The following is a 22463-nucleotide window of genomic DNA, read 5'->3' on the forward strand; positions in this document are numbered from 1 at the left end:
GGCGGTGACGGTGACGGCTGGGCCTACGGGGAGGACTCCGGCAGGGCTATAGGAGAAGCTGCCGGGGATGGAGGCGGTGGCCTTGATGCCGGTGGCGCCGCCGATGGCGGTGCCGTAGACGATGGACTGGCTGGCCCAGGTGATGGTGTAGCTTCCCTTGTTGATGGTGAGGGAGCCGTTGACGTAGGTGAAGGTGTAGTTGGTGGAGGCGAGTGTGCCTGGTGCGGCAGTGATGGTGTAAGTGTTAGCGGCTGCGGGAGCTGCCGGGGTGGTGGTCAAGGACGGAGCGCCGGTGGTGGCTGAGGCAGCGGTGTCACCGTTGACGAAGCCGGTGATGGTTGCCGTATAGGTTGGGTCGGCGGTGCCGTAGGTAATGGTGTAGCTGTTGGCGGTGACCGTGAGGTTGACTGCAGTGACAGTGAGGGTTCCGTTGACGTAGACGACGTTGTAATTGCCGATGTTGGTGCCCGAAGCAGTAGGAACGATATTGTAGGTTCCGGCTGGGCTGGTCGTCGTGGCGGTGGTGGTCTCGGAGAAGGTGAAGGTATCACCGCTCGCGGCGCCTGTGGCGGTTGCGGAGAAGGTTGGATTCGCTGCTCCGTAGGCGCGGGTGGCGTTGCCTGCGGTGACGGTGAGAGTGCCCTTGGTGATGGTGAGGGTTCCGGGGGCGTAGGTGAAGGTGTAGTTCGTAGAGGCGAGGGTTCCCGCTGCAGCGGTGATGGTGTAGGTGTTAGCGGCTGATGGGGCTGCGGGGGTAGTGGTGAGGGATGGAGTGCCAGTGGTGGCTGTGGCAGTCGTGTCTCCGTTGACGAAGCCGGTGATCGTGGCGGTGTAGGTCGGATCTGTGGTGCCGTATGGGATGGTGTAGCTGTTCGCCGTTACCGTGAGGCTGGCCTTGGTGACGGTGAGGGTTCCGTTGATGTAGACGACGTTGTAGTTTGCGAGGTTGGTGCCTGAGGCAGTCGGAACGATGTTGTAGGGGCCGGCTGGCGAGGTCGCGGTGGCGGTGGTGGTCTCGGAGAAGGTGAAGGAGTCACCGTTTACAGCGCCGGTGGCGGAGGCGGTGAAGGGTGGGTTAGCTTGTCCGTATACGCGGGTGGCGTTGCCGGCGGTGACGGTGAGAGTGCCCTTGGTGATGGTGAGGGTTCCAGGGGCGTAGGTGAAGGTGTAGTTCGTAGAGGCGAGGGTCCCGGGTGCAGCGGTGATGGTGTAGGTATTCGGAGCAGAGGGAGCCGCGGGATTGGTGGTCAGAGACGGAGTGCCGGTGGTGGCTGTGGCAGCGGTGTCGCCGTTGACGAAGCCGGTAATGGTTGCGGTGTAGGCCGGGTCTGCGGTGCCGTAGGGGATGGTGTAGCTGCTGGCGGTGACCGTGAGGTTAGCCGCGGTGACGGTGAGGGTGCCGTTGACGTAGACGACGTTGTAGTTGGCGAGGTTGGTGCCTGAGGCGGTGGGGACGATGTTGTAGGGACCCACTGGCGAGGTGGCGGTGGCGGCGGTGGTCTCTGAGAAGGTGAAGCTGTCACCATTCATGGCGCCAGTGGCGGAGGCGGTGAACGTGGGGTTAGCTGCGCCGTAAACGCGGGTGGCATTGCCTGCGGTGACGGTGAGAGTGCCCTTGGTGATGGTGAGGGAGCCGGCGACGTAGGTGAAGCTGTAGTTCGTGGAGGCGAGGGTTCCCGGTGCAGCGGTAATGGTGTAGGTGTTCGGAGCCGAGGGAGCCGCTGGGGTGGTTGTCAGCGACGGAGTGCCGGTGGTGGCGGTGGCGGTGGTGTCTCCGTTGACGAAGCCGGTGATCGTGGCGGCATAGGTTGGGTCAGCGGTGCCATACGGGATCGTGTAGCTGCTGGCTGTTACGACGAGGGGGGCCTTGGTGACGGTGAGGGTTCCGTTGATGTAGGTGACGTTGTAGTTTGCGAGGTTGGTGCCTGAGGCAGTCGGAACGATGTTGTAGGGGCCGACTGGGCTGGTCGCGGTGGCGGTGGTGGTCTCAGCGAAGGTGAAGGTATCGCTGTTCACGGCTCCGGTCGCGGTGGCGGAGAAGGTGGGATTAGCCGATCCGTAAACGCGGGTGGCGTTGCCGGCGGTGACGGTGAGAGTGCCCTTGGTGATGGTGAGGGTTCCGGGGGCGTAGGTGAAGGTGTAGTTCGTAGAGGCGAGGGTCCCGGGTGCAGCGGTGATGGTGTAGGTGTTCGGAGCCGAGGGAGCCGCGGGATTGGTGGTCAGAGACGGAGTGCCGGTGGTGGAGTTGGCTTGCGTGTCGCCAGTGGCGAAGCCTGTGATGGTGGCCGCGTAGGCGGGGTCAGCCGTGCCATACGGGATGGTGTAGCTGCTGGCAGTAACCGTCAGGTTGCGTTGATTGACGATTATTTGAACGGAAGCAGTTGCCGTGGTGTAGTCGGTGGTGTCAGTCGGAGTAAAGGTGACGGTGAGGGTTTGGGGGCCGGCAGGGAGTACGGTGCCCGCGGCTGGGCTGTAAGAGAAGGTACCTGGGATCGACCCGGAGACGGTAGCGTTCAGCTGGCCCGTGCTGCTTTGGACGAGGGCCGTACCATACGTGATGTTGGCCGGGTTCGACCAGTTGATCCCCGGTGTGGCTTTCGTGATGGTGAGCGATCCGGTGGCGAAGGTCAGACTATAGTTTGAGGACGCGAGGGAGCCGGTGGCGGGCGTGATGGTGTAGGTGCCTGCGGCTGTGGGAGCTGCCGGGGTCGTCGTCAGAGAAGGATTTCCGGTGAAGGCTGTCGCGGCGGTGTCGCCGTTGACGTAGCCCGTGACCGAGTAGGTATAGGGGGGAACTGCCGTTCCGTAGACCACAGTCTCATTGTTGGCGGTGAAGAGAAGCGCCTGTTTGGTGACGACGAGGTTGACGGTCTTTGTTGCTGTCCCGAAGTTCGGGTTGGTCGGGGTAAACACAACTTTGAGTGGAATGGTACCGACCGCAGGAACCACTCCGGCAGCCGGAGTGTAGGCGTAGGTGCCTGGCACTACCGTTGGAGTAGACGATGTGTTGAGTCCCATCGCCACAATGACGACGTTGCGATTGTTCGGGAGGGTGATGCTTTGTACGGTCCTCGTGTTATCGAGGGCTATTTGATATCCGTACAGGTCGGCTTGTTGTCCTGTTACTCGACCTCCGCTGCCATTGTTGTAGTATCCGGTGACCGCAACAAAGGATTCGCCAGGGTAACCTTGATTAACCAGCCAACTGCTGAGGCTGATCTTTGTGGTTGCGGTGGTGCCATCCGTATAGGTAATTGTGAAAGGCTGCGCGGTCTGTCCCCCTGTGGTCGCCGCACCAATCAGTGACAAGCTAACAAAATTCCCTTGAGGCAAGGCAATCGTCGTGCTCGTGACGGCATCCGGAACATTCGCGGGACCTAGTGCATACGTCTGCCCGTTCCACACAACGGAAGAGCCAAGGAGGGTGGCTGAGTAGGCATTTCCACCGTTATCGAAGCCTCCAGTAGAGAAGGTCGATCCATCGGTCTCAAAGGCGTTGACGCGATAGTAGGACGAGAGCGAAACGGAGGTCGTTCCTGGTGTTGTCTGTGCGACTGCATTAAGTTGTGTCGCACTGAGTGCTGTTCCGTAGACGATGGGTGCGGGCGTAGGCCAGACCAGCGTTGTGGCGTTCGAGGGATTAACGAGTAGTTGCACACTCGCGGAAGCGCCCGTGTAATCGGTCTGGTCCGTGGGAGTGAATGTGGCTGAAAGAGTATTTTCTCCAGTTGGAAGTACCGCGCCCAGAGCTGGGTTGTAGACCAGCGCGCCTGGCACCGGCGGGGAGACAAGATCCATGGCGAGGATCGAGACATCTCCTGGTCCCTGCCATGCGGGGAGCGTGACACTCTGAACAATCTTTGAGCTATTAAGCGGGATCTGATAGCCATAGACGCAGGTCAAGTGGGCGTCCTGGCCACCAGTGGAGGTGTTGCGGAACGGGACGCAGGTGACTTCCGTTTCGCCAGGCCAGTTCAACGGATAGACCCAGTCGCTCAGGCTCTGCGTATAGGTCGAGGTTGTTCCGTCGGTATACGTTATGATGAATGGGTTCGCCGCGGTCGTGTTGTTGACCATCGCGCCAAGCATATTGAGGCTGGCGTAGTATCCAGCCGGAAGAGGGATGGTCACGGTCGTTCCTGTGCTGCTTAGACCGGCGACTCCATCGAGTGCGTTGGCGGGTCCCAACTGGTAGGTGATGTTGTTCCAGGTGACGGACGTTCCCAGCAGATTCGACGAGTAAGCATTCCCGCTTTGATCAAAGCCACTGGCAAAGTGCGTGCCATTGCTGTAGATCGCGTTGATGTTGTAGTACGAGGTCAACGGGACCGGCGTGTAGACAGCCACCGTCGCGTCGAGCTGGATATTGCTCAACGGCGTGGGATAGGTTATGGCCGCGGGCGAGGGCCAACTGATCTGAGGATTCGCTGGGTTTACCGTGAGGGTGACAGTGGTGGTCAACGGAGTGTAGTTCGTGTTGCTCGGAGTGAAGGTGGCAGTCAGCGTATAGTTGCCGACTGCGAGCAGGGTGTAAGGAGCTGGATTGTAGGAGAAGGTTCCGGGTGCCGTCGTCGTAGCGTTGAGTTGTGTAGAGGACAGCAGGGTGCCATAGCTGATGGCCGCTGGAGTAGCCCAGATGATGACTGGAGTTGCCGGACCCACGGTTATGACGAGAGGGGTAACAGCGGCGCTGGCGACAAAATTAGTGTCGCCCGAGTAGGACGCCGTGATGTTGTTCACGCCGATTGTGAGGCTTGCAGTGGACAACGTCGCGACGCCGCCGGACACGGTGATGGCGGTGCCAAGGGTGTTGCCGTTGTCTTTGAAGGTGACGGTTCCACCCGGAGTCAGCGCTCCCACCAAAGAAGGCTGAATCATTGCAGTGATGACGATCTGTTGACCAAAAGCCGGCGCTGAGTTGGTGGCGCTGAGCAGGGTCGAGGTAGAGATCTTCGTCGCTGCCAGGGACAGGGTGGCGGACTTGCTTGCGGCAAAGTCCAGATTAGTCGGGAAGGAAGCAAGGATATTGTGGTTGCCGCTGCCGGGAATGGTGACGCCGGTGAAAGAGACACTCGCCGTGTCGGTGACCTGATTGAGCAAAATGCTCACGCTCTTGCTGCCGTTGTTGGCGATTGCGAGGTCACTGGTACCGTCGCCATTAAAGTCTGCCGAGGCGACGGCGATAGGGGTCTTCGCTACGGTAGGAGTCGTCGGCGTCTGAAAGGTGAAGTCACCGTTTCCAAGGAACAGACTCGCTGTGGTCTGTCCGGAGTTGGCAACAGCGAGGTCGACATTTCCATCGGCGTTGAAGTCTCCTGCGACGATCGAGGTGGGGGTGGTTCCGGTGGAAAGCAAGGTAGCCTGCACGGCGAAGGCGCCTGCTCCGTTGCCGCGGAAGATCCCGATCTTCTTTGTGCTGCTGTAGGTCACCGCAAGGTCCAGTTTGCCATCGCCATTGATATCCGCGGCAACGAGCGAGTTAGGAGCGGTTCCATTTCCGGTGGAGATTGGCGACCCTGTGGCCTGGGTGAAGCTGCTGCCGTTTCCGTTGCCGAGCATGACGCTGATGGTGTTGCTCGATTTGTTAGTAACGGCAAAGTCAAGATTGCCGCCGGCGTTAAAGTAGCCAGCGACGATCGCGGTTGGATTGGTTCCGACGTTGACTTGAGAGACGTTCGCAGCAGGAAATGCGCCGGACCCATCTCCCAGCATGATGTCCACGACACCGTTTACCGGGACCAGATCAAGAAGCGTGGCGCTCTGGGCTACCGCGAGGTCAGGCTTTCCGTCTCCGTCGAAGTCTCCAACTACCAACGAGGTTGGGGTGGTGACTTCGAGGAAGACGCCTGGGATGGAATAGGTTGAAGGGGCGCTGAATGTACCGTTAATTCCACCGAGATAGATGGCGACGGCTCCGTCTGCGCTGTTGACGACAGCCAGATCGAGTTTGCCATCCTGATTAAAGTCGGCTGCGACGATGGCGACGGGACCGTTGCCGGTAGTCAGCTTGGTTGGGGAAGCGGTGAACCCGCCTGCACCGTCACCGAAGAGAATCCAGACAGTTCTATCGTTGCTGTTCAGAACTGCGAGATCGATGAAGCCATCGCCGTTGAAGTCGCCAGAAGCGATGCTCTGAGGGCCGCTGCCTACCGTTACCGGCGAAGTGCTGCCCGCTACAGTCTGCTGCCCGGACACGCCTGCGCCAAGGGCAGGAGGGGGAGTGACGATGAGATAGTTGGCGTTTGACGTGTCCAGGAGGGAGATATTTCCGACGGGGAAGCTGTTGGTGCTCCCTGTTCCTGTCACGGTTGCGGTAAGCGAAAACGGTGGAGTGGTTCCGGCCGAGGTCTGAACGAGACTGGTGGTTGTGGGATAAGTTCCTGTAATAGTTACACTTTGAACATCAGACGAAGACGAATAGGCCTGGATCGCACCGAAGACCGCCATGATGGAGTGACTGCCAACTCCGCCAAACTCCTGCTGCAAAACGGCGGTGCCCGACACGGATTGCACCTGGACGCTGCCAAGTACTCTGCTGATGCTGTTGTAGGTGTCCAGGAAGGTAACTACTCCGCCTGAGACCGGTGTCGCACCCGCTTTGACCGTCGCCGTCATGGCCAGTACGGATCCGTTCGCGGCGCTAATCGGCGTCACCGAGAGCGACGTCGTCGTGGCACTCTGGGCAAACGCAAGAGAAGCAGACATCGCCAAAGAGAAAGCCGTCAAAGCCGTGAAAGACTTTGAGAAGGAACGGAAGCTGGACTTGACGATTGCCAGGCAGCTTTTGACTTTGGCGCGGTGTGACGACATGCTTATCTCCGTGACGACTAGTGACGTGACAAGAAGCTTCCAGGCAGACAGGTGCGCCTTACGCAGAAGGGTGGGTGGATGGTGGCCACTTTCGACTCCTGCGCTGGTTTTCTGCTAAGAACTTCCTGAGGCGAGAACTATGTTGGTACTGCTAGGACTCCGAAGAGACCAGGAACTCTCGTGACGCTCTCATCAGGCCTGCATCTTCGCTGATAGAGAATGGAACTGCATGAGAGAGTTATTGGCCTCCTTTGCTCCTCACTAGCATCACTTAGCCGAGGCTTCTCATCCATAGTCCAAAGGTGGCAGCATAAACCCCGCAAAATGCAGGCATTTTTACCCAAAACATGGAAATGTTTCCAGCTACTGACACAGAAGTGTCAGAGGCGCGAAGCCATGGACGCCAGTGTTGGTCTGCGGAATGCCATCGAAGCTTTGAGCGGCCCGGGTTTTTGTTAGAACCTGCAACGTAGTCCCCGGAGATCCGTTGGAGATTTGTCGCAAGACTGCGCGGTCGCATCTGTATTAGAGAGCCAAAAAATCTAACTGCGTCCGACAGATGAGCGCTTAAAAGTCCACGGCTCTTCCGGGGCCGGTTCTAGCGGCTTCCTTATCAGCGATCCCAATTGTCGCTGGCCGAGATCTCGTGATTCTTTGTGGCCGTTTTCAGCGTCTTTGGTATCTATGTCTTGGGACGGCTTGCCACTGTGGTGCCTGTGATGTCTTCCAGCAGCCGGATGGAGCCGCAGATGTCGTCCTCGCCGAAGCCCTTGGCGATTGCGGCGCGATAGAGCTGCCGCGAGAGCGAGGTCAAGGGCGCCGGGACGTTGAGCTCAGCCGCAGACTCCAGCATCAGCTCCATATCTTTCTCGAGCCACTTGACGGAGAAGTTGGTGGTGAAGTTTCTGGCGAAGACCATAGGGGCTTTTGCGGTGAGCAGGCCAGATTTAGCCGCGCTGTTGTTAAGGATATCGAGCATCATCTCGGGATCGACGCCGGCTTTTGTGCTCAGGACGATGCTCTCATTGAAGGCCTGGAGCAGGTTGCCAAGGATCATATTTTGCGACAGCTTGGCGTGAAGTCCCATGCCTGCTTCTCCGCAGTAGTACAAAAGCTTTCCCATCACCTCAAAGTACGGGCGGACTTTTTCGAAGATATCCTTTGGCCCACCGACCATAAAAGTCAGTGTGCCCCCTTCTGCTCCGGCTTTGGAGCCGGTACAGGGCGCGTCGAGAAAGCTGATGTCCTTTTTGGCCAGTTCGGCGGCGATAGCGCGGCTTGCAGAGGGGGCAATGGTGCTGCAGTCGACGATGATCGACCTGGCGGCTGCTCCTTCGGCCAGACCATCTGCGCCGAGGATGACACTGCGGGACATCTCGGTATCGCCTACGCAGAGGAAGGTACAGTCGCTCTGGCGCGCAACGTCGGCCGGAGTGGAGCATGCGATGCCGCCTTTGTTAACCAAAGCAGCAACTTTTCCCTCGCTGAACGACCAAAGAGCCACCTGATGATCGGCCTCGATCAGACGAAGAGCCATTGGGCCACCCATAATCCCCAATCCTAAAAAGCCAAGCTTTGCCATTTGTGTTGGACTCCCTTTAAACGATGTTAGAAGTGAAAGGCGCAGGTGTACAGGAGCGCTATCAAGCCACGAAGGCGGCTAGCAGCACGCGGCTCCCAAGTTTCAACTCGCTTTAGTCGAACGACTCCCAGGCGCGAAGTGCGTGTTCAAAAAGTTCCATATTGACGAGTTTGCCGCGGAACTTGACGCCTTCCATCTTCAATCGCGCTCGCTGTTCGATTGCGGGTTCCCCGCGAAGTTTGATCTCACCGCCAGCGCCGAGCACTCGGTGCCATGGAAGATGATCTGGCGGATCGGTGCGCAGGAGTCTTGCCACAGCGCGATGGTAGAGCGGATAGCCAGCCGCTGCCGCAACCTGTCCGTAGGTGCTGACCTTTCCTGCAGGAATGGAAAGAATGATGCGACGAAATGCTGTGTCACGGAGTTCGTTCGCACGAGCCCCATCCCGTAGAATTCTGCGTTTCGCCTGGGATGTGGGGACAGTCGGGATAGCCCCTGGAAAGGGAGGACGAACGGGCTTGTCATTCTTCCTTCGCGTGCTCATCGTCATCCGGTCTTCTAAAGCTCTCTCTGACTTTTGCCTGCTCTGGAAATCAGAGTTCGGGATCATGATATCTCGTTCGTCATTAGTTCAAACTGCATGAGCGCTCCGCGAAGGAGAAGATGCACCCGTTCGAGATAATGGCGGCTAGCTAGAACGGCGGAGAGCCGCTACTAAGGAAGGCGAACTCATTCGTCTTTCGTCCGGAACCATGATCACCCAGACGTATCTGGACCCGTCTAAGACCAGTGAGCCGAGAGACTTAGGTAAAGACGGACCAACCGAGAGATACTGCGACCGTGCACGGGGATTCTCATCTGACTAAGTGCACTATCTTTCAACCTTATTTCGGTTAGGCTTGGATCAACAAGAGGAAAGTCAGTTCGTTGAATGGAGCCTTAGCTTTTCGTGGTCGCCTTCCTTAGTCGCATCTTTCGAGCGTTTCGGTACCGTGATTTTCGGATCATGTGGCTGGGAGCGTGTGTTTCCACCATTGGGACCTTTGTGCAGCAGTTCGCGCAAAGCTGGCTTGTCTATGACCTGACCAAAGACCCTTTTTACCTTGGGCTCGATCTCTTTCTGGGACAACTGCCGATTATGCTCTTTTCTCTTGTCGGTGGTGTTTTTGCGGACCGTTTGGATCGAAAGAAGATGCTGCTCTCTTCGCAGTACATCCAGATGATCTGCGCCTTCGTGCTGGCAACATTATTCGCTACCCATGCGGTCAAGGTCTGGCACATCCTGACCTTGTCTTTCGTCGTTGGGGTTGGGCAATCGTTTGGCGGACCCGCCTATTCAGCCCTGTTGCCCACGCTGGTGGAACCTGAAGACCTTGCCAATGCAATTTCGATGAATTCAATTCAGTTTAACCTTGCGCGCATTATTGGTCCGACCCTTGGAGGTCTCGCGTATACCGTCTTCGGCGCGACGTGGTGTTTTGCACTGAACGGCTTCTCCTATGTCGCGGTCATCATTTCACTCTTTGTGATCAGGGCGCAGTTCGTTGCACCCAAGACTCAGATGTCCGTTTTGAAGAGCATGAAGGAGGGAATCACCTTCATCAGAGATCGTGAAGGTTTGACTCCGCTCGTCGTGCTGGCGTTTTGCACAACCCTGTTTGGCTTTTCTCTGACTGGATTTCTTCCTGTGATTGTACGGACGATCTTTCACAGAGGTCCAGGAACCTATGAGCTTTTGCTGGTTTTCTCAGGTGCTGGATCGATCTGTGGAGCGCTATTGGTCGCGGCGATGGAGAAGTTGAAAGGACAGGGTCGTATGGCAGTGCTCGCCTTGTTCGCACTTGGGCTTACGACGGCTGGATTCGCATTCTCGAAGTGGCTCCCGATCTCCTGCATTCTGATTTTTCTTGCCGGCATGGCCGTAATGGCGTCCGCTTCTCTTATGTTGTCGGTGGTGCAACTTATTGTGGTTGACTCAATGCGAGGGAGGGTGATGAGCGTCTACAACCTGGCATTTCGCGCTGGAATACCGCTAGGGGCGCTGATTCTAGGGAAGTTGATTCCGATTCTCGGCATTTCGACCGCTGTTGCGGGATTCGGATTGTCTCTTGTGGGTGTTGCGGGTTATTTCCTAATCGTCATGACCAAGGCGCCTACCTTTCAGCGGCAGGTCAAGTCAGGTGTGTGACACGGGTAGACGCCAAGGAATGCTTGCAGTAATAGATTGACGCCGGACTTTATTTTGATACCGGGACTTCGCGTGCGACTGCCTTGGTGAAGGTCATGCGGATTCCGTGCTTGGGACGCAGGATGACCATTGGACGCGCTTCGATCGTCTGGTCCGGGACCAGCTGAAAATCGTAGGTTCTGAGGAGTTCGCTCAGAATCATGAGAATCTGCAGCATGGCATAGTGATTGCCAATGCAGACCCGGGGTCCACCTCCGAAAGGCAGGTAGGTGAATGGCGTTCGCAACTTCTCATTTGCTTTGAGGAAACGCTCCGGGTCGAAGCTCTCCGGGCTTGGCCAGTAGTGGGGCGTATGGTGCGCGCCGTAGACGAACACAATGACAGTCGATCCTTGAGGAATGGCGATGTCGCCTACGCGGTCGTCCGCGATAGCCATGCGATCGACCATCCAGAACGGTGGGTAGAGTCGGAGCGCCTCGTAGATGACCTGAGTCGTGAACTCGAGCCTGGTGACGTCGCCGAAGCTCAGAGACGCATCGCCCAAGACGGAATCGAACTCCTGACGTACTCGCTCGAGAGTATCCGGACGCGAGCTTAGAAGATAGAGAAGCCACGATAGAGCATTCGACGAGGTTTCATGGCCGGCAACTAGAAGTTGCATGCTCTCGCTCAGAACCATCTCGTCGCTCATGCCTTCGCCATCACTGTAGCGAGCGTCCATCAAGGTCTGCAGCAGATCGTTGCCGGGTGCCTGCTGGCGACGTGTCTTGATGTAGTCCATCAGAATGGCGTCGGCGTGGGTCCGCATCTCTTCGTGTCTGCGGAGTTCGCCGGAGACCTCAAACCAGGGATTCAGGTAGGGCTGAATGGTCTGCCTAACGATAAATTCCTGGACGGTGCAGATGGTATGGCTTACGGTGTCGATGTCTTCGTCCTTCAGCTTGGCGCCAAAGAGCGAACGGGCGACCATGGCGAAGGTCATCTTCATCAGATGGGGGTAGATATCGACAGGGCCGAGCTGGATTTGCCGGTTGAAGTCCAGCATCGACTCGGCGAGGGAGTCCTGCATGATCGCGGACAGGGCCTCAAGCTGCTTTCGGTCAAAACCTTTCTGAATGAGACGCCGCTGTGTGCGCCAGGGGTCCCCGTGGGTGGTGAGAAGACCCTTGCCAAGGAAGTGGCCCATCCGCTTTACTTGAATTTCGGACTTCTGATAATTTTCCGAGTTGGTCTTCAATACATGCTGCATGACGGCGGGATTGGTCGTAACGATGGCCTCTTTAATGCCGCCTAAATAGAAGCGAAACGTGTCGCCGAAGAGTTCGGTGTACTTTGACAAGACCTGCACAGGATTGGCGGCCATGGCACGCGAATCTGCGAAAGAGCGAAGTCGTGAGACAGCAGGTATGGGTGTGGGCAACGTTACGTCTCGCTTCCGAGGTGCTTCAGGAGAACAGTAGGAGATCTCATGTGGTTTGTCTGAAGTAGTGGGCCTGGTTAGTTCCAGGCGAGGACCGAGGCGGTCACCCTTCGGTTCCCAGTTGCTTCAAAAGTATCAGATGATGCCAGACTGCACGAGTCATCGTGGGATGTTGCCGGTAGGGAACGCCAAACTCTTCCGCGGTTTCTTTCACAATTTGGGTGAGCGGTGCGTAGTGGGTGTGGCAGACGAAAGGACATAGATGATGTGCAATGTGATGATTGAGGCCGCCCGTGAGCCAGCCGACGATCGGATTGCTGGTCGCATAATCGGCCGTTGTCGCGAAGATGTGATAGACGCCGTTGTCGAACTCACTGCGGTCCGAGGGAAAGTAAGTGCTGTCAATGGTGTGGGTTGTCTGGAATACCAGGGATACGGTCAAACCGATGATCAGATGGACCAGCACAAACGATCCGGCGACCAACCAAGGCGATTTTCCCATCAGCAGCACCGGCAAGATGAGCATGTAAGTGAAGTAGAACGCCTTGCCTGCAAAGAGGATGGTGTACTCGCGGTTGGGATGGTTGATGCGTCTCAGGTAGTCGTGGGTAGGTAAGAAGAACGCCTCAAAGTCCCTGACGAAGACGTAATCGAGAGAGAACATCGCGTAGAAGAACAGCGCATAGATGTGTTGGAACCGATGCCAGCGTGCGCGGGGCTCGTGGGGCGTGAACCGAAAGATGCCACGTCCCGTAAGAGCATCGTCTTCACCATGGAGATTGATGCAGGAGTGGTGGCCTCGATGATGGAGGATGCGCCACATGTATGAGTTGATTCCGCAGACATCGAAGACGTAGTTCAGGCTTTTGTTGATGGACGATACAGACGAGATGGCGTTGTGGTTGCTGTCGTGGGCGATGTTCAGCAAAAGGAATGCCTGGGCAAGACCGCTCAAAACGTAAAGAGCGACGAACTTCCATGAATCCGGCTTGAACGCATAGAGAGCAATCCATGCGCCCACGAGCACTGCCAGCCCCGCGGCGATCTTGGTCCACATGGTGAGGTCGGCTTTGGGCGAAAGATTCTGATCGGCAAAGAACTTGTCGAGGCGACGGCGTAGAACTTTTGGGAAAGAAGACGGGCCGGTCGCGCCGACGGACTGCCGTGCCGAAGCCTCAGAAGGTACCAGATCATCTATATCGGGCTTTAGGGTGATTACCGCTTCGATTTCAGACGTCACCGGAGCCTCCGCATCTTATTAAGTCGGCCCGGCGCACCCCGGTCGGTCGCATCAGCGGACCAGGCCAGCAGCGTATCTGTGGCATCTGGTACACCATCTTCTGCGTCAACATCTCATGGTAACGCGAGGATTTATTGAGAATCAAGGAAATTCGGATTAGGCGAGGGGAGCTTATGACGGCTCGTGCTGAAAGTGGAGATCCATTGGATTGGGTCATTGCTCTGCTAACATAAACCGATCGACCGATGAATCGGCACAGAATCTTTTAGGCCTTCCATTGTCACACTCGGCCTACACTGTAATTTCATATTCCGAGACTCAGTTGCATCACCTGACCAGGATACTGGCACGCCGTAACATGTTTCGTGTTTTTCGTACTGAGTTTTGCTATTCAACCTCGGGGGTATTGCTGATTTATTATGGCGTCGATTTTAGACCAACTGGATAGGCTGGGAGAGCAACACCCGCACAAACTCCTTTATTCGTATCTTGACCTGAACGGCAATACACTCGAATGCTATTCCTACGCGTCGTTTCTTAAACGGACGAAGGCCATAGCCGGTCACTTGCTAAAGGATGGTTGTTTCGCGGCGGAGGACCGGGTTCTGCTCGCTTATCCGCCGGGGCTTGAGATGATCTGCGCGTTTTTTGGTTGTGTGCGTGCGGGATTGATCCCTGTGCCCGTCTACCCTCCGAGTTCTCGTGGCTTCCAGAGCGCTCTGTACAAGATGGTCCACATCGCGAAAGATTGTCAGGCGTCCGGGATTTTGACCAGCGCAGACTACCATGCGTCTTTGAAGACAAATCTCACTCGAAGTGGAGTCTCGGCGTCGGGCGTAGACGTCGACTACATCTCCGGTCTTCCTTGGATTGTCACGGAAAAGTTCGTGGATCCGATTTCGGACGAACTTTTTTTCGGCACTTCAAAGATATTGTTTCTCCAGTACACGTCGGGATCGACGATGGATCCCAAGGGTGTAATGGTGACGCACGAAAACATCCTGCAGACCTGTCCTCTTGTGATCGACCATCCTGACCCGGTCGTCGTATCCTGGCTCCCGCAGTATCACGATATGGGGTTGATTGGGTGCTACCTTTATCCCGCCCTGAGAGGCGGTACAACGTACGGCTTCTCTTCCATGGACTTCATCCAGCGGCCGATTCTGTGGTTTGACACGATAACAACCTATCGTGCTACCGCGACGGCAGCCCCCAACTTCGCCTACGACTATTGCCTGCGCGCTGGGAGGTTGTCCAAGGAGAGCCTGGAAGGCTGCGATCTCAGCTCCCTGCGGGTGTTGATGTGCGCTGCGGAACCGGTAAAACCGGATACGTTCACACGGTTTCTGGAGAAGTTTCAGAGTTGCGGACTAAAGTCGGAGAGCTTTTATGCCGCTTTCGGGCTGGCTGAAAATACTCTTGCCGTTTCACTCGGCGGCCGCAATATTGTGTCCGTTAATAAGCGTGCCCTCGCGTTGGGGAAGGCGCGTATGACGACGGAGGTCTCCGAAATCGACGGGGCTACTCAGATTGTCAGCTGCGGAACTCCGCTCGCGGGTATAGACGTTAAGATCGTGGACCCGGAACAACACGTCGCTTTAGATTTAGGCCACATCGGTGAGATCTGGATTGCGGGAAGCGGCAAGTGTCTGGGTTACTGGAATAATCCGGAGCTTACGCTGAAGCAGTTCCGTGCACGGCTGGTGGACGATAGTCCCTATGACGATGGCTATCTTCGGACTGGCGATATGGGGTTTTTCCATGACGGCGAACTCTACGTGTGCGGTCGCATCAAGGACATGATTATCCTGCGCGGGCAGAACTATTATCCGCAGGATATCGAGAACGTCGTAGAGAGAGCGTCCGGGATAATCCGGAATAATTGCGTGGCTGCGTTCCAGATTCATGAAGACAGTGAACCGGCGCTGGCAATCGTGGCAGAAGTGAAGAACCCTAAGATTCTTCCGGATGCGCGAAAGATAGCCGCCGCAATTCGGAGTTATCTGAACGTAGAAGTGGCATTGATCACCTTCATCGCTCCTCGAGCGATCCCGCGAACTAGTTCGGGCAAGATCATGCGTCATAAGACCAAGCACATGTGGCTGGAAGGCGAGTTTACTGTTCTCTCCGAGTTTTCGCGGGAGAAAGACGCCGGGTGCTCTGAGTCTGATTCTGATGTGAAGTCGTCTTTCGACGAGTTGAAGGCCCGGTACAACCTGACGGGCATGGAAACGTACAACCTGGTGGAAGCGGGACTGGATTCGCTGGATCTTGTCGTCTTCATGCATGAGCTGAAGGAGCTTTTGAAGGAAAAAGGCGCGGACATGCTGGCGCGTCAGGTCGATATCGGTGTCATTCAGCAGGTCAGCGTAGCCGATTTGTTTCAACTGGCGCAACAGTTGGAGCATGCACCTGAAGAAGCATTGGTTCAGCTGCGTCATTCCATTGGGGCTTTCCGAGATGAGCAGCGCAGAGCGGAAAAAGAGATGATGAGCAACGATAGAAATCTCATCTTCGCACCTCCGGTACCTGCACCTTTGCCTGAGCTTCCAGTCCCGAATCATGTCCTGCTGACGGGTGGCACCGGTTTCATCGGACCGTTCCTGATGAAGAGCCTGCTGGAACAGACGCGGGCGAAGATCTACGTTCTCGTCAGGGCTTCCGACGACGATCAGGGCAGGCAGAGGCTGCGAGCGGCGATGGAGTCGATGGGGCCTTGCCCGGCAAGGCTGATGCAGATGTTTGAGGCTCGCGTTATTCCCATCTGCGGCGATCTTGGGCAGCCAATGTTGGGCCTGACGCAGGACGTCTGGGATTTTCTCGCAAGTGAAATGGACACCGTGTTTCACAATGGCGCGACCGTAAACTACTTATTCAACTACGACCGCATGCGTGACGCGAACGTGATGGGGACCAACGAGGTCTTGAGGCTGGCATTTGAGGGACGGTCCAAGGAATTCAATTACGTCTCGACTACCTTCGTGTTCGGATGGGCTGTCAAATCGGTTTTGTACGAGACCGATTTCAACAAGAATATGGAGCTTCTCGACTTCGGATACAGCCAGTCCAAATGGGTTGCTGAACAAGTGGTTGCAGATGCCCGTAACCGAGGGCTCTCCACTCGGATCTTCCGCCCCGCTCTGGTGAGTCCCTCGGTTACGGGCGGAGGCAACAACTTTGATATTGCCGTTCGTCTGGTAGCGTTCATGGTGAATCACGGTATAGGAGTCGATGCTCTAAACCAAGTTAGTTTTGTTCCTGCGGACATCGTGGCGAACAATATCGTTGCCATCTCCACTACTCCCGGCACGGCGAATAAGACCTATCACGTGGTGCGGGACGATTATGCGAACATGCTGGATATTACGGGGCTCATTACCAAATCGACCGGGCGGCAATTCGAAATATTCAGCATTTCGGAGTTTGTTCCCGAACTGATCCGAAGATGCCGTAAGGAAGACCTACTCTTTCCTCTGCTGGATTTTCTGGTGGGCTCGGTGGACAACATCTCGGCGATGGAGTTCAAACGGTATGACAGTTCTACTTATCAAGAGGCTCGCGATGCCTCTACATGGGGCATCGCCGATCCTTCGCTTGAGGATACGGTCGACGGCATTTTGAAATTCATGCACCGCAAGGGGATTATTTCGGTTGCGGCTCGTGAGTCTAGTACTGTTCCATCGCTCGCCGAGCCTCTTGCCTTCACGGATGCATAGTCGCTATTGCTTTTTGAACACCAGCTTCTCGGTTAGGTGCTGGCCTGTCTCCAATGTCCCTGTGGTGGTTAGCGTCATCTGCTGACCATCCGCGGAGACCACCCACCGGTCCTTTTGAGTCACTTGATCGTCTCGCCGGTAAATTGAATCTACTGTGTGTGGATCGATAAGCTGAAGCATGATGGAGTCGTTGCGGGAGTTCGCAAGAACATACTGCTTTCCGTCGAAACGGGCGGTGTAGCTGAACTCACCTGAAAAACGAACCCCACCGTTTCCGTCTGTTTCAATCTTGAGCGCCAAGCCTTGTCTCAAACGGGTCTTACTGAGATCCTGGGTCCACTCGCCGGCGAGAAGGTCCCCGGCAGTTTTTTTGCCTCCGCTTCGCGTCCACAAGGTGATCTGGTCGGCGTGGCCAGCGCTCGTAGTCGTGATCGTTAGCTCATTCCCATCTTTCGAGAGCTTTTCGCGAACCGTTGCCACGACAGCTCCATCTTTTTTTTCCTTAACCTCGGCCTGCTTTTTGTCGATCCTGCGCAATTCGACTTGATTGAACGCCAGATTGCCTGGAACTGGCGTCTCATGTCCGTCTGACTTGGCAGTGAAATCGAGGTGGGTTTCGCCGGTCATCACTACGTGCACTGCGTTATGTAGAGCCGTGACGGAGAGTTTGTTGGGAGGATTCAGGCTCGACTGCGCAGAAAAGAGCGTCCAGGAGCCAAGACGTGGATCGGCGGTTCCAGGTTGAAAGGCGGCAAGTAGTGCGAGCAACGCGAATTTAAGAATTGATCCTCCTCATCAGACGGAACCAATTTAGCAGATTCAGAGAGCCGGGCAGGCTACCCATCGGGTACCTGTTCGACCTCCGATCTGTTTGATGCAGGCAAAGAATGGCATATTTGCCCCTGCTCGCAATTATTTGTATGACATCATGGGTCTCATGCATGTGCGCCGTTTCTGGGTAGCCGGAGTGATCCTTATCGCTGTCGTTGCCCTTCTTCCATTCTCTTTTCATTCTGAGCGTCATCTGGAGACGGCAACCCGCGTTGAAGGTAGCGAAGCGGAGACTGTCCGTCAGGAGCTTGTCAGTCGCTTTCATTCGCCATTTGTGGATCGCGTGGTCCTGGTCGTTCAGGGACTGCCTCCCGCCGATTCGGTGGAGGGTGAGCAGGCGTTAGCAACTATTGTGGCGGGTCTGAGAGAAGAACCTGGCGTGTCTGGCGTCGTCTCTCATCTCGACCTTCGCGATCCTGTCTTTGTGGGCAAGGGCGGTGGAACGTTTGTCCTGGTGGGCCTGTCGTCGACCGGGGGGCCGGTGGAGTTGCTGGTCCCTAAGCTTCACGAGCGGATAAACACTCTCGCCAATCAATTGCGAGGCCGCTATCCTGCAGTCAAGATCGAACTGACGGGCGAGATTCCACTTAACTTTGACATCCGGAAAGCGAGCGCGGACGATGTACGGCACGGCGAAAGCCTGGTGATTCCTGCGACCCTTGTACTTTTGCTGGTGGCTTTCGGCAGTCTGGTCGCTGCTGTAATTCCGTTGGCCGTTGGTCAGCTTGCCATCGCAGCCACCCTGGCAATTACAGGGTTGCTGGCCCACCGCTTCCACTTGTCGATTCTGGTTCAAAATCTGGCTACCATGCTTGGATTAGGCTTAGGAATCGATTATGCGCTCCTGATGGTCAGCCGCTTCCGGGAAGCGATCTCCGCTGGCCACGAGGGATCTGTAGCCTCCGTCATGGCGGCACGTCAGGCCGGTCATACGCTTTTGATTTCAGCATCGACAGTAGCAATCGGCTTTTTAGCACTGTTGACGGTTCCCATCAGCGAGATCCGCTCCATCGGCGTCGCGGGATTTTTGGTAGCAGGGATCAGCGTGTTGCTTACCAATACTCTGGTTCCGGCCGTGCTGGGGTTGCTCGGCCCGCGGATTGATGCTGGCCGAATGCCGTTTACTCCGAAACTGGATGCGCAGCGGGCCGCACATACGGGAAACCGCTGGAGGAGATGGGGAAAGGTGATTGTTGCCCACCCGTTGCTTGCCCTGTTTCTTGCAGGCACCCCTCTGCTTCTGCTTGCATGGCAAGCAACGCATCTTGATACAAGTGTCCCCAAAGGGGATTGGCTTCCGGAGTCCGCGGAATCAGTGCATGCGCTGCATACCCTTGAACAGATGGATCGGGCTGGCGTGGTGTATTCACTTCGCGTCATTGTCCAACTGCCAGCGGATTCGATTGCGCAAACCGACGCGGGATGGAACGCGCTCGATCGCCTCAGCAAGCGCATCGCGAGCGATCCTCGTTGTGCAAGAGTCATATCAATCATAACAATTGCGGAGGGTAACCGTGCCTCGCTCACAGACATCTCGCGGGAGACGCGGCGCACGTTTCTGAGTAGTGACGGACACGAGGCGCTGCTTGAGGTACTACCCGCGACTTCGGTCTCATTGCGGGATCAAGTCGACTGGGTTCGTGAACTCCGCAAGACCGGCGCGGCAACTCTTACCGGTGTGCCCGGAGCAACGCTGCAGATTGGTGGTATTCCGGCACTCAACGCCGACTATCAGACGATTGTTACGAAGCATTTTGTGCCGGTAGTGGCGATGGTGGTGGTGGCCACGCTTCTGGCGCTTCTGGTCGGGTTCCGATCGCTCTTCGCCGCGGTGAAGGCAATCGTATTGAACCTGCTCTCGGTTGCGGCATCCTTTGGAGCCTTGGTCTTAATCTTTCAAGATGGGCACGGGAGTAGCCTGCTGGGAGTACCTGGGGGAACGGGCAGCGTATTCCCCCTTGTTCCTATCGTTGCCTTTGCCATCGTCTTCGGCCTAAGCATGGACTACGAAGTGTTCCTGGTCGCGCGAGTTCTTGAGGCCAGGAGGAGCGGGCTAAGTGAAGTGGATGCAATTCCGGAGGGGATGGCCAGGACTGCGGGTCTGATTACGAGCGCCGCAGCGATCATGATCGTGGTGTTCGCGGCATTCACCTTCGGCAACTTCCTGGTGGTCAAGATGATTGGATTTACGCTTGCAATCGCCGTGCTGATTGACGCGACACTGGTGCGTATTGTGATCGGTCCCGCACTCCTTCGCATTGCCGGCGATTGGAACTGGTGGCCTGGCGGACTTGCCGCGCCACGCAAGGCGCCCGTAGAGAGCTGCGAATGATCCGAACGCGTCTCGCCGCCTATCTATATCTTTTCAGGTTCGATCTGAGGACCTCGTTCGATGTCTCTATTGGTCTTGATGCAGACAGAACTGAATGCTTGCTGCCAATCTCTTCAATCTCGGGTCTGGGCATACGCATAGGCATCCGGTTGAACTATTCTTCACGGAAGCGATAGCCGATGTGGCTCTCGGTCAAGATATAAACGGGGTGAGCAGGGTCGTCTTCAATTTTCTTTCGTAGTTGATTGATGACAACGCGTAAATATTCACGCTCGTTGCAGTAAACCGGTCCCCAAATGGATCGCAGCAGATTTTCGTGCCTGACGGGTCTACCAGCATGCTCCATCAAACAACGGAGGGTCTCGTATTCTTTTGGAGCGAGATGTATCGGTTCGCCCTTCTTCTCTACGAGGCGGCGATTGGCGTCGAGCGTAATATCACCCACTATGCTGACCAGATCTGGTTCTCCAATCGGGGCATGGCGGCGCCGAATGACTCCTCGCAGTCTCGCGGTCAGCTCCCGGATCTGAAATGGCTTTGTGACATAGTCGAAAGCGCCCGCGTTTAGCGATTCGACGACATCCTCTTCATCGTCACGAACGGTGAGCATAATGATCGGTAGCCCGGGAAAAGTTTGACAGATTCTTCGGCACGTTTCCTTACCGCCCATGCCTGGCATATTGATATCGAGGATGACTGCGTCATAGTTCACCATGCGCAGTTGAACGAGGGCATCCTCGCCGTTGTGAGCCTCCCCGATCGCAAATCCTAGCGCCCCCAATGTTTCAAACAGGCTCTGGCGGATTCCTGCATCGTCTTCAACGACTAGCACCTTACTCTTCTGGTTCACACCTTCTCCTTTGCCATGCGAGGTAGCGCGATTGCAAACGTAGTTCCATTGATGTAATCACTTTCAACCCATGTTCGGCCGCGATGTGCTTCGGCGATGCGCCTAACTACAGAGAGTCCGATCCCGGTACCGGAAATTGACTTTACTGATTCGGAACAGCGATAAAAGCGTTGGAATACCTTTTCTCTTTCGTAGTCAGGAATGAACGAGCCTTCATTCCTGATGCTGATGATCAGTTCCGCTTCTTCTTCTCGCAGGGCAATGATCACTTGCGACTTAGGACGGCTATACTTTGCCGCGTTGTCGAGGACCTGAAAGAGAGCCATCTGAAGCAGCTTCCTGTCTGCGTATACTGCGTTGCAGAACGCACTCGACTGAAAGTCGATGGAATGCCCATCAAGCTCTTGCGACGATTCGGCTATGGTGTTTCGAATCAGTTGAGCCACGTCGACCTGTTCGCGCTTGACCTTCAGATCACCGCTATCCAGTTTCGCGGTCAGGAGGAGATGATTCGCAAGATCGCTAAGGTGCCCAGCGTGGCGATCGATTAGGCTAACCAATCGTTCTTCGGCACCCGATAACGTATTCATCGCGAGCAAACCCGAGCTTGAGGCTCTGATCGTCGTAAGTGGACTCTTGAAAGCGTGGGCTAATCCGTCCAATATGGCTGAGCGCAATTGCTCACTTTGTTTTGCAGCTTCTGCATTTGCTTCGGTCGAGAAGGAGCGTGCCCTTTCGATTGCAACTGCGGCAAGCGAGGAGGCCGCATTGATAGAGGCTGAGTCTAGCGAATGCCCGCAGAGGAAGAGGGATCCTATAGGCCGGGTTCCTAGTCGAAGGACACGCCGAGAAACACCTGTGATCAAGTCATCGTCATTTGTTTCGAGAAAATAAGCGGAGCGTACCTCGTCATCGGAGAAATCACAATCTCCACTCTTCCATTGATGCATCTCATAGGCATTCCAAAGGGCTACTCCTTTCACGCGCAGGCTGGACCGCATGAGATCGACGAGCTGCTGATCGACCGCCGCTTCCCGATTGAGGAGCAAAATATGCTGGCTGAGTTCGTAAAGCTTCTGTTGTTGAGCCTGCCGTCGCTCTAGCTCGCGAGCGTGGTGACTCACTCGGTCTGAGAGGCTGCTGACGACCAAGGCCGTTGCTTCAAAGACCAGCAGAGCGATCCAGTCGTGCGAATCCGTGATGTAGAACTGGAACAAAGGCTGGGTGAAAAAGTAGTCGAGGCAGGCAACAGACAGAATTGAAACTACGCTCGCTTCGAATAATCCCCAGCGAAGCGCGATGACGACCACCAAAAAGAGGTGGATGGAGGTTGCGGCGGAGAGATTAAAGTGAAGGCGGTAGGAGAGAAGCGTCAACAGCATTCCAGCGGCACAGCCGCCGGCAATCCTGCACAGGACCCCCTGGATTGATTTGGCAATCATTCGGTTGCCCCTGCCGGAACTATAGCGATTCAGGCATAAACAAACCGTTAAG

At 56.1% G+C, this 22463-nt stretch carries 11 protein-coding genes; 3 read left to right on the forward strand and 8 right to left on the reverse strand.

Features of this window, described 5'->3' with window-relative positions; genetic code table 11:
* The 3 genes from HDF08_RS21020 to HDF08_RS21030 form a co-directional block, all read right to left on the reverse strand.
* Window positions 1-6810, reverse strand: a 6810-nt coding sequence (locus tag HDF08_RS21020) for a beta strand repeat-containing protein (RefSeq protein ID WP_179640670.1), incomplete at its 3' end; no start/stop codon positions are given.
* 682 nt (window positions 6811-7492) lie between these two features.
* Complete coding sequence (locus tag HDF08_RS21025) at window positions 7493-8392, reverse strand: NAD(P)-dependent oxidoreductase (RefSeq protein WP_179640671.1); 900 nt, start codon at window positions 8390-8392, stop codon at window positions 7493-7495.
* Between the two features lie 112 nt (window positions 8393-8504).
* Entirely contained in the window at window positions 8505-8942 is a 438-nt protein-coding gene (locus HDF08_RS21030) for an MGMT family protein (protein ID WP_257031329.1), read from the reverse strand.
* Window positions 8943-9341: 399 nt separating this feature from the next.
* Here HDF08_RS21030 and HDF08_RS21035 point away from each other — a divergent pair, with 399 nt between their 5' ends.
* Window positions 9342-10580, forward strand: coding sequence for an MFS transporter (locus tag HDF08_RS21035; protein ID WP_179640672.1), 1239 nt, complete (start codon window positions 9342-9344; stop codon window positions 10578-10580).
* Window positions 10581-10629: 49 nt separating this feature from the next.
* On the opposite strand, the gene HDF08_RS21040 is transcribed toward HDF08_RS21035, so the two are convergent.
* Together HDF08_RS21040 and HDF08_RS21045 are read right to left on the reverse strand one after the other, a co-directional pair.
* The gene (locus tag HDF08_RS21040; protein WP_179640673.1) at window positions 10630-12000 is read right to left on the reverse strand and encodes a cytochrome P450; all 1371 of its coding nucleotides are present in this window, start codon (window positions 11998-12000) and stop codon (window positions 10630-10632) included.
* Between the two features lie 103 nt (window positions 12001-12103).
* On the reverse strand, window positions 12104-13240 hold the full coding sequence (locus HDF08_RS21045; protein ID WP_179640674.1) for a fatty acid desaturase family protein: 1137 nt from the start codon (window positions 13238-13240) through the stop codon (window positions 12104-12106).
* A gap of 419 nt (window positions 13241-13659) precedes the next feature.
* Between HDF08_RS21045 and HDF08_RS21050 the strand changes: the two genes are divergently transcribed.
* Window positions 13660-16956, forward strand: a complete 3297-nt coding sequence (locus HDF08_RS21050) for a fatty acyl-AMP ligase (protein ID WP_179640675.1) — start codon at window positions 13660-13662, stop codon at window positions 16954-16956.
* Window positions 16957-16959: 3 nt separating this feature from the next.
* Here the strand turns inward: HDF08_RS21050 and HDF08_RS21055 are convergent, their stop codons facing one another.
* Window positions 16960-17724, reverse strand: a complete 765-nt coding sequence (locus tag HDF08_RS21055) for a hypothetical protein (RefSeq protein ID WP_179640676.1) — start codon at window positions 17722-17724, stop codon at window positions 16960-16962.
* Window positions 17725-17830: 106 nt separating this feature from the next.
* Between HDF08_RS21055 and HDF08_RS21060 the strand changes: the two genes are divergently transcribed.
* Window positions 17831-20119 (forward strand): MMPL family transporter, encoded by a 2289-nt coding sequence (locus HDF08_RS21060; protein WP_179640677.1) that lies wholly within the window; start codon window positions 17831-17833, stop codon window positions 20117-20119.
* A 154-nt stretch (window positions 20120-20273) separates the two neighbouring features.
* Here HDF08_RS21060 and HDF08_RS22300 read toward each other — a convergent pair whose 3' ends face one another.
* Window positions 20274-20969: a response regulator transcription factor gene (locus tag HDF08_RS22300; RefSeq protein ID WP_179640678.1), complete on the reverse strand. Its 696-nt coding sequence runs from the start codon at window positions 20967-20969 to the stop codon at window positions 20274-20276.
* Window positions 20966-22411, reverse strand: coding sequence for a sensor histidine kinase (locus tag HDF08_RS21070; protein ID WP_179640679.1), 1446 nt, complete (start codon window positions 22409-22411; stop codon window positions 20966-20968). Before HDF08_RS21070 ends, HDF08_RS22300 begins: the two co-directional genes overlap by 4 nt.
* Window positions 22412-22463: the final 52 nt, after the last annotated feature.

It is taken from the genome of Tunturiibacter empetritectus (genome assembly GCF_013410875.1).
Classification (GTDB): Bacteria; Acidobacteriota; Terriglobia; order Terriglobales; family Acidobacteriaceae; genus Edaphobacter; species Edaphobacter empetritectus.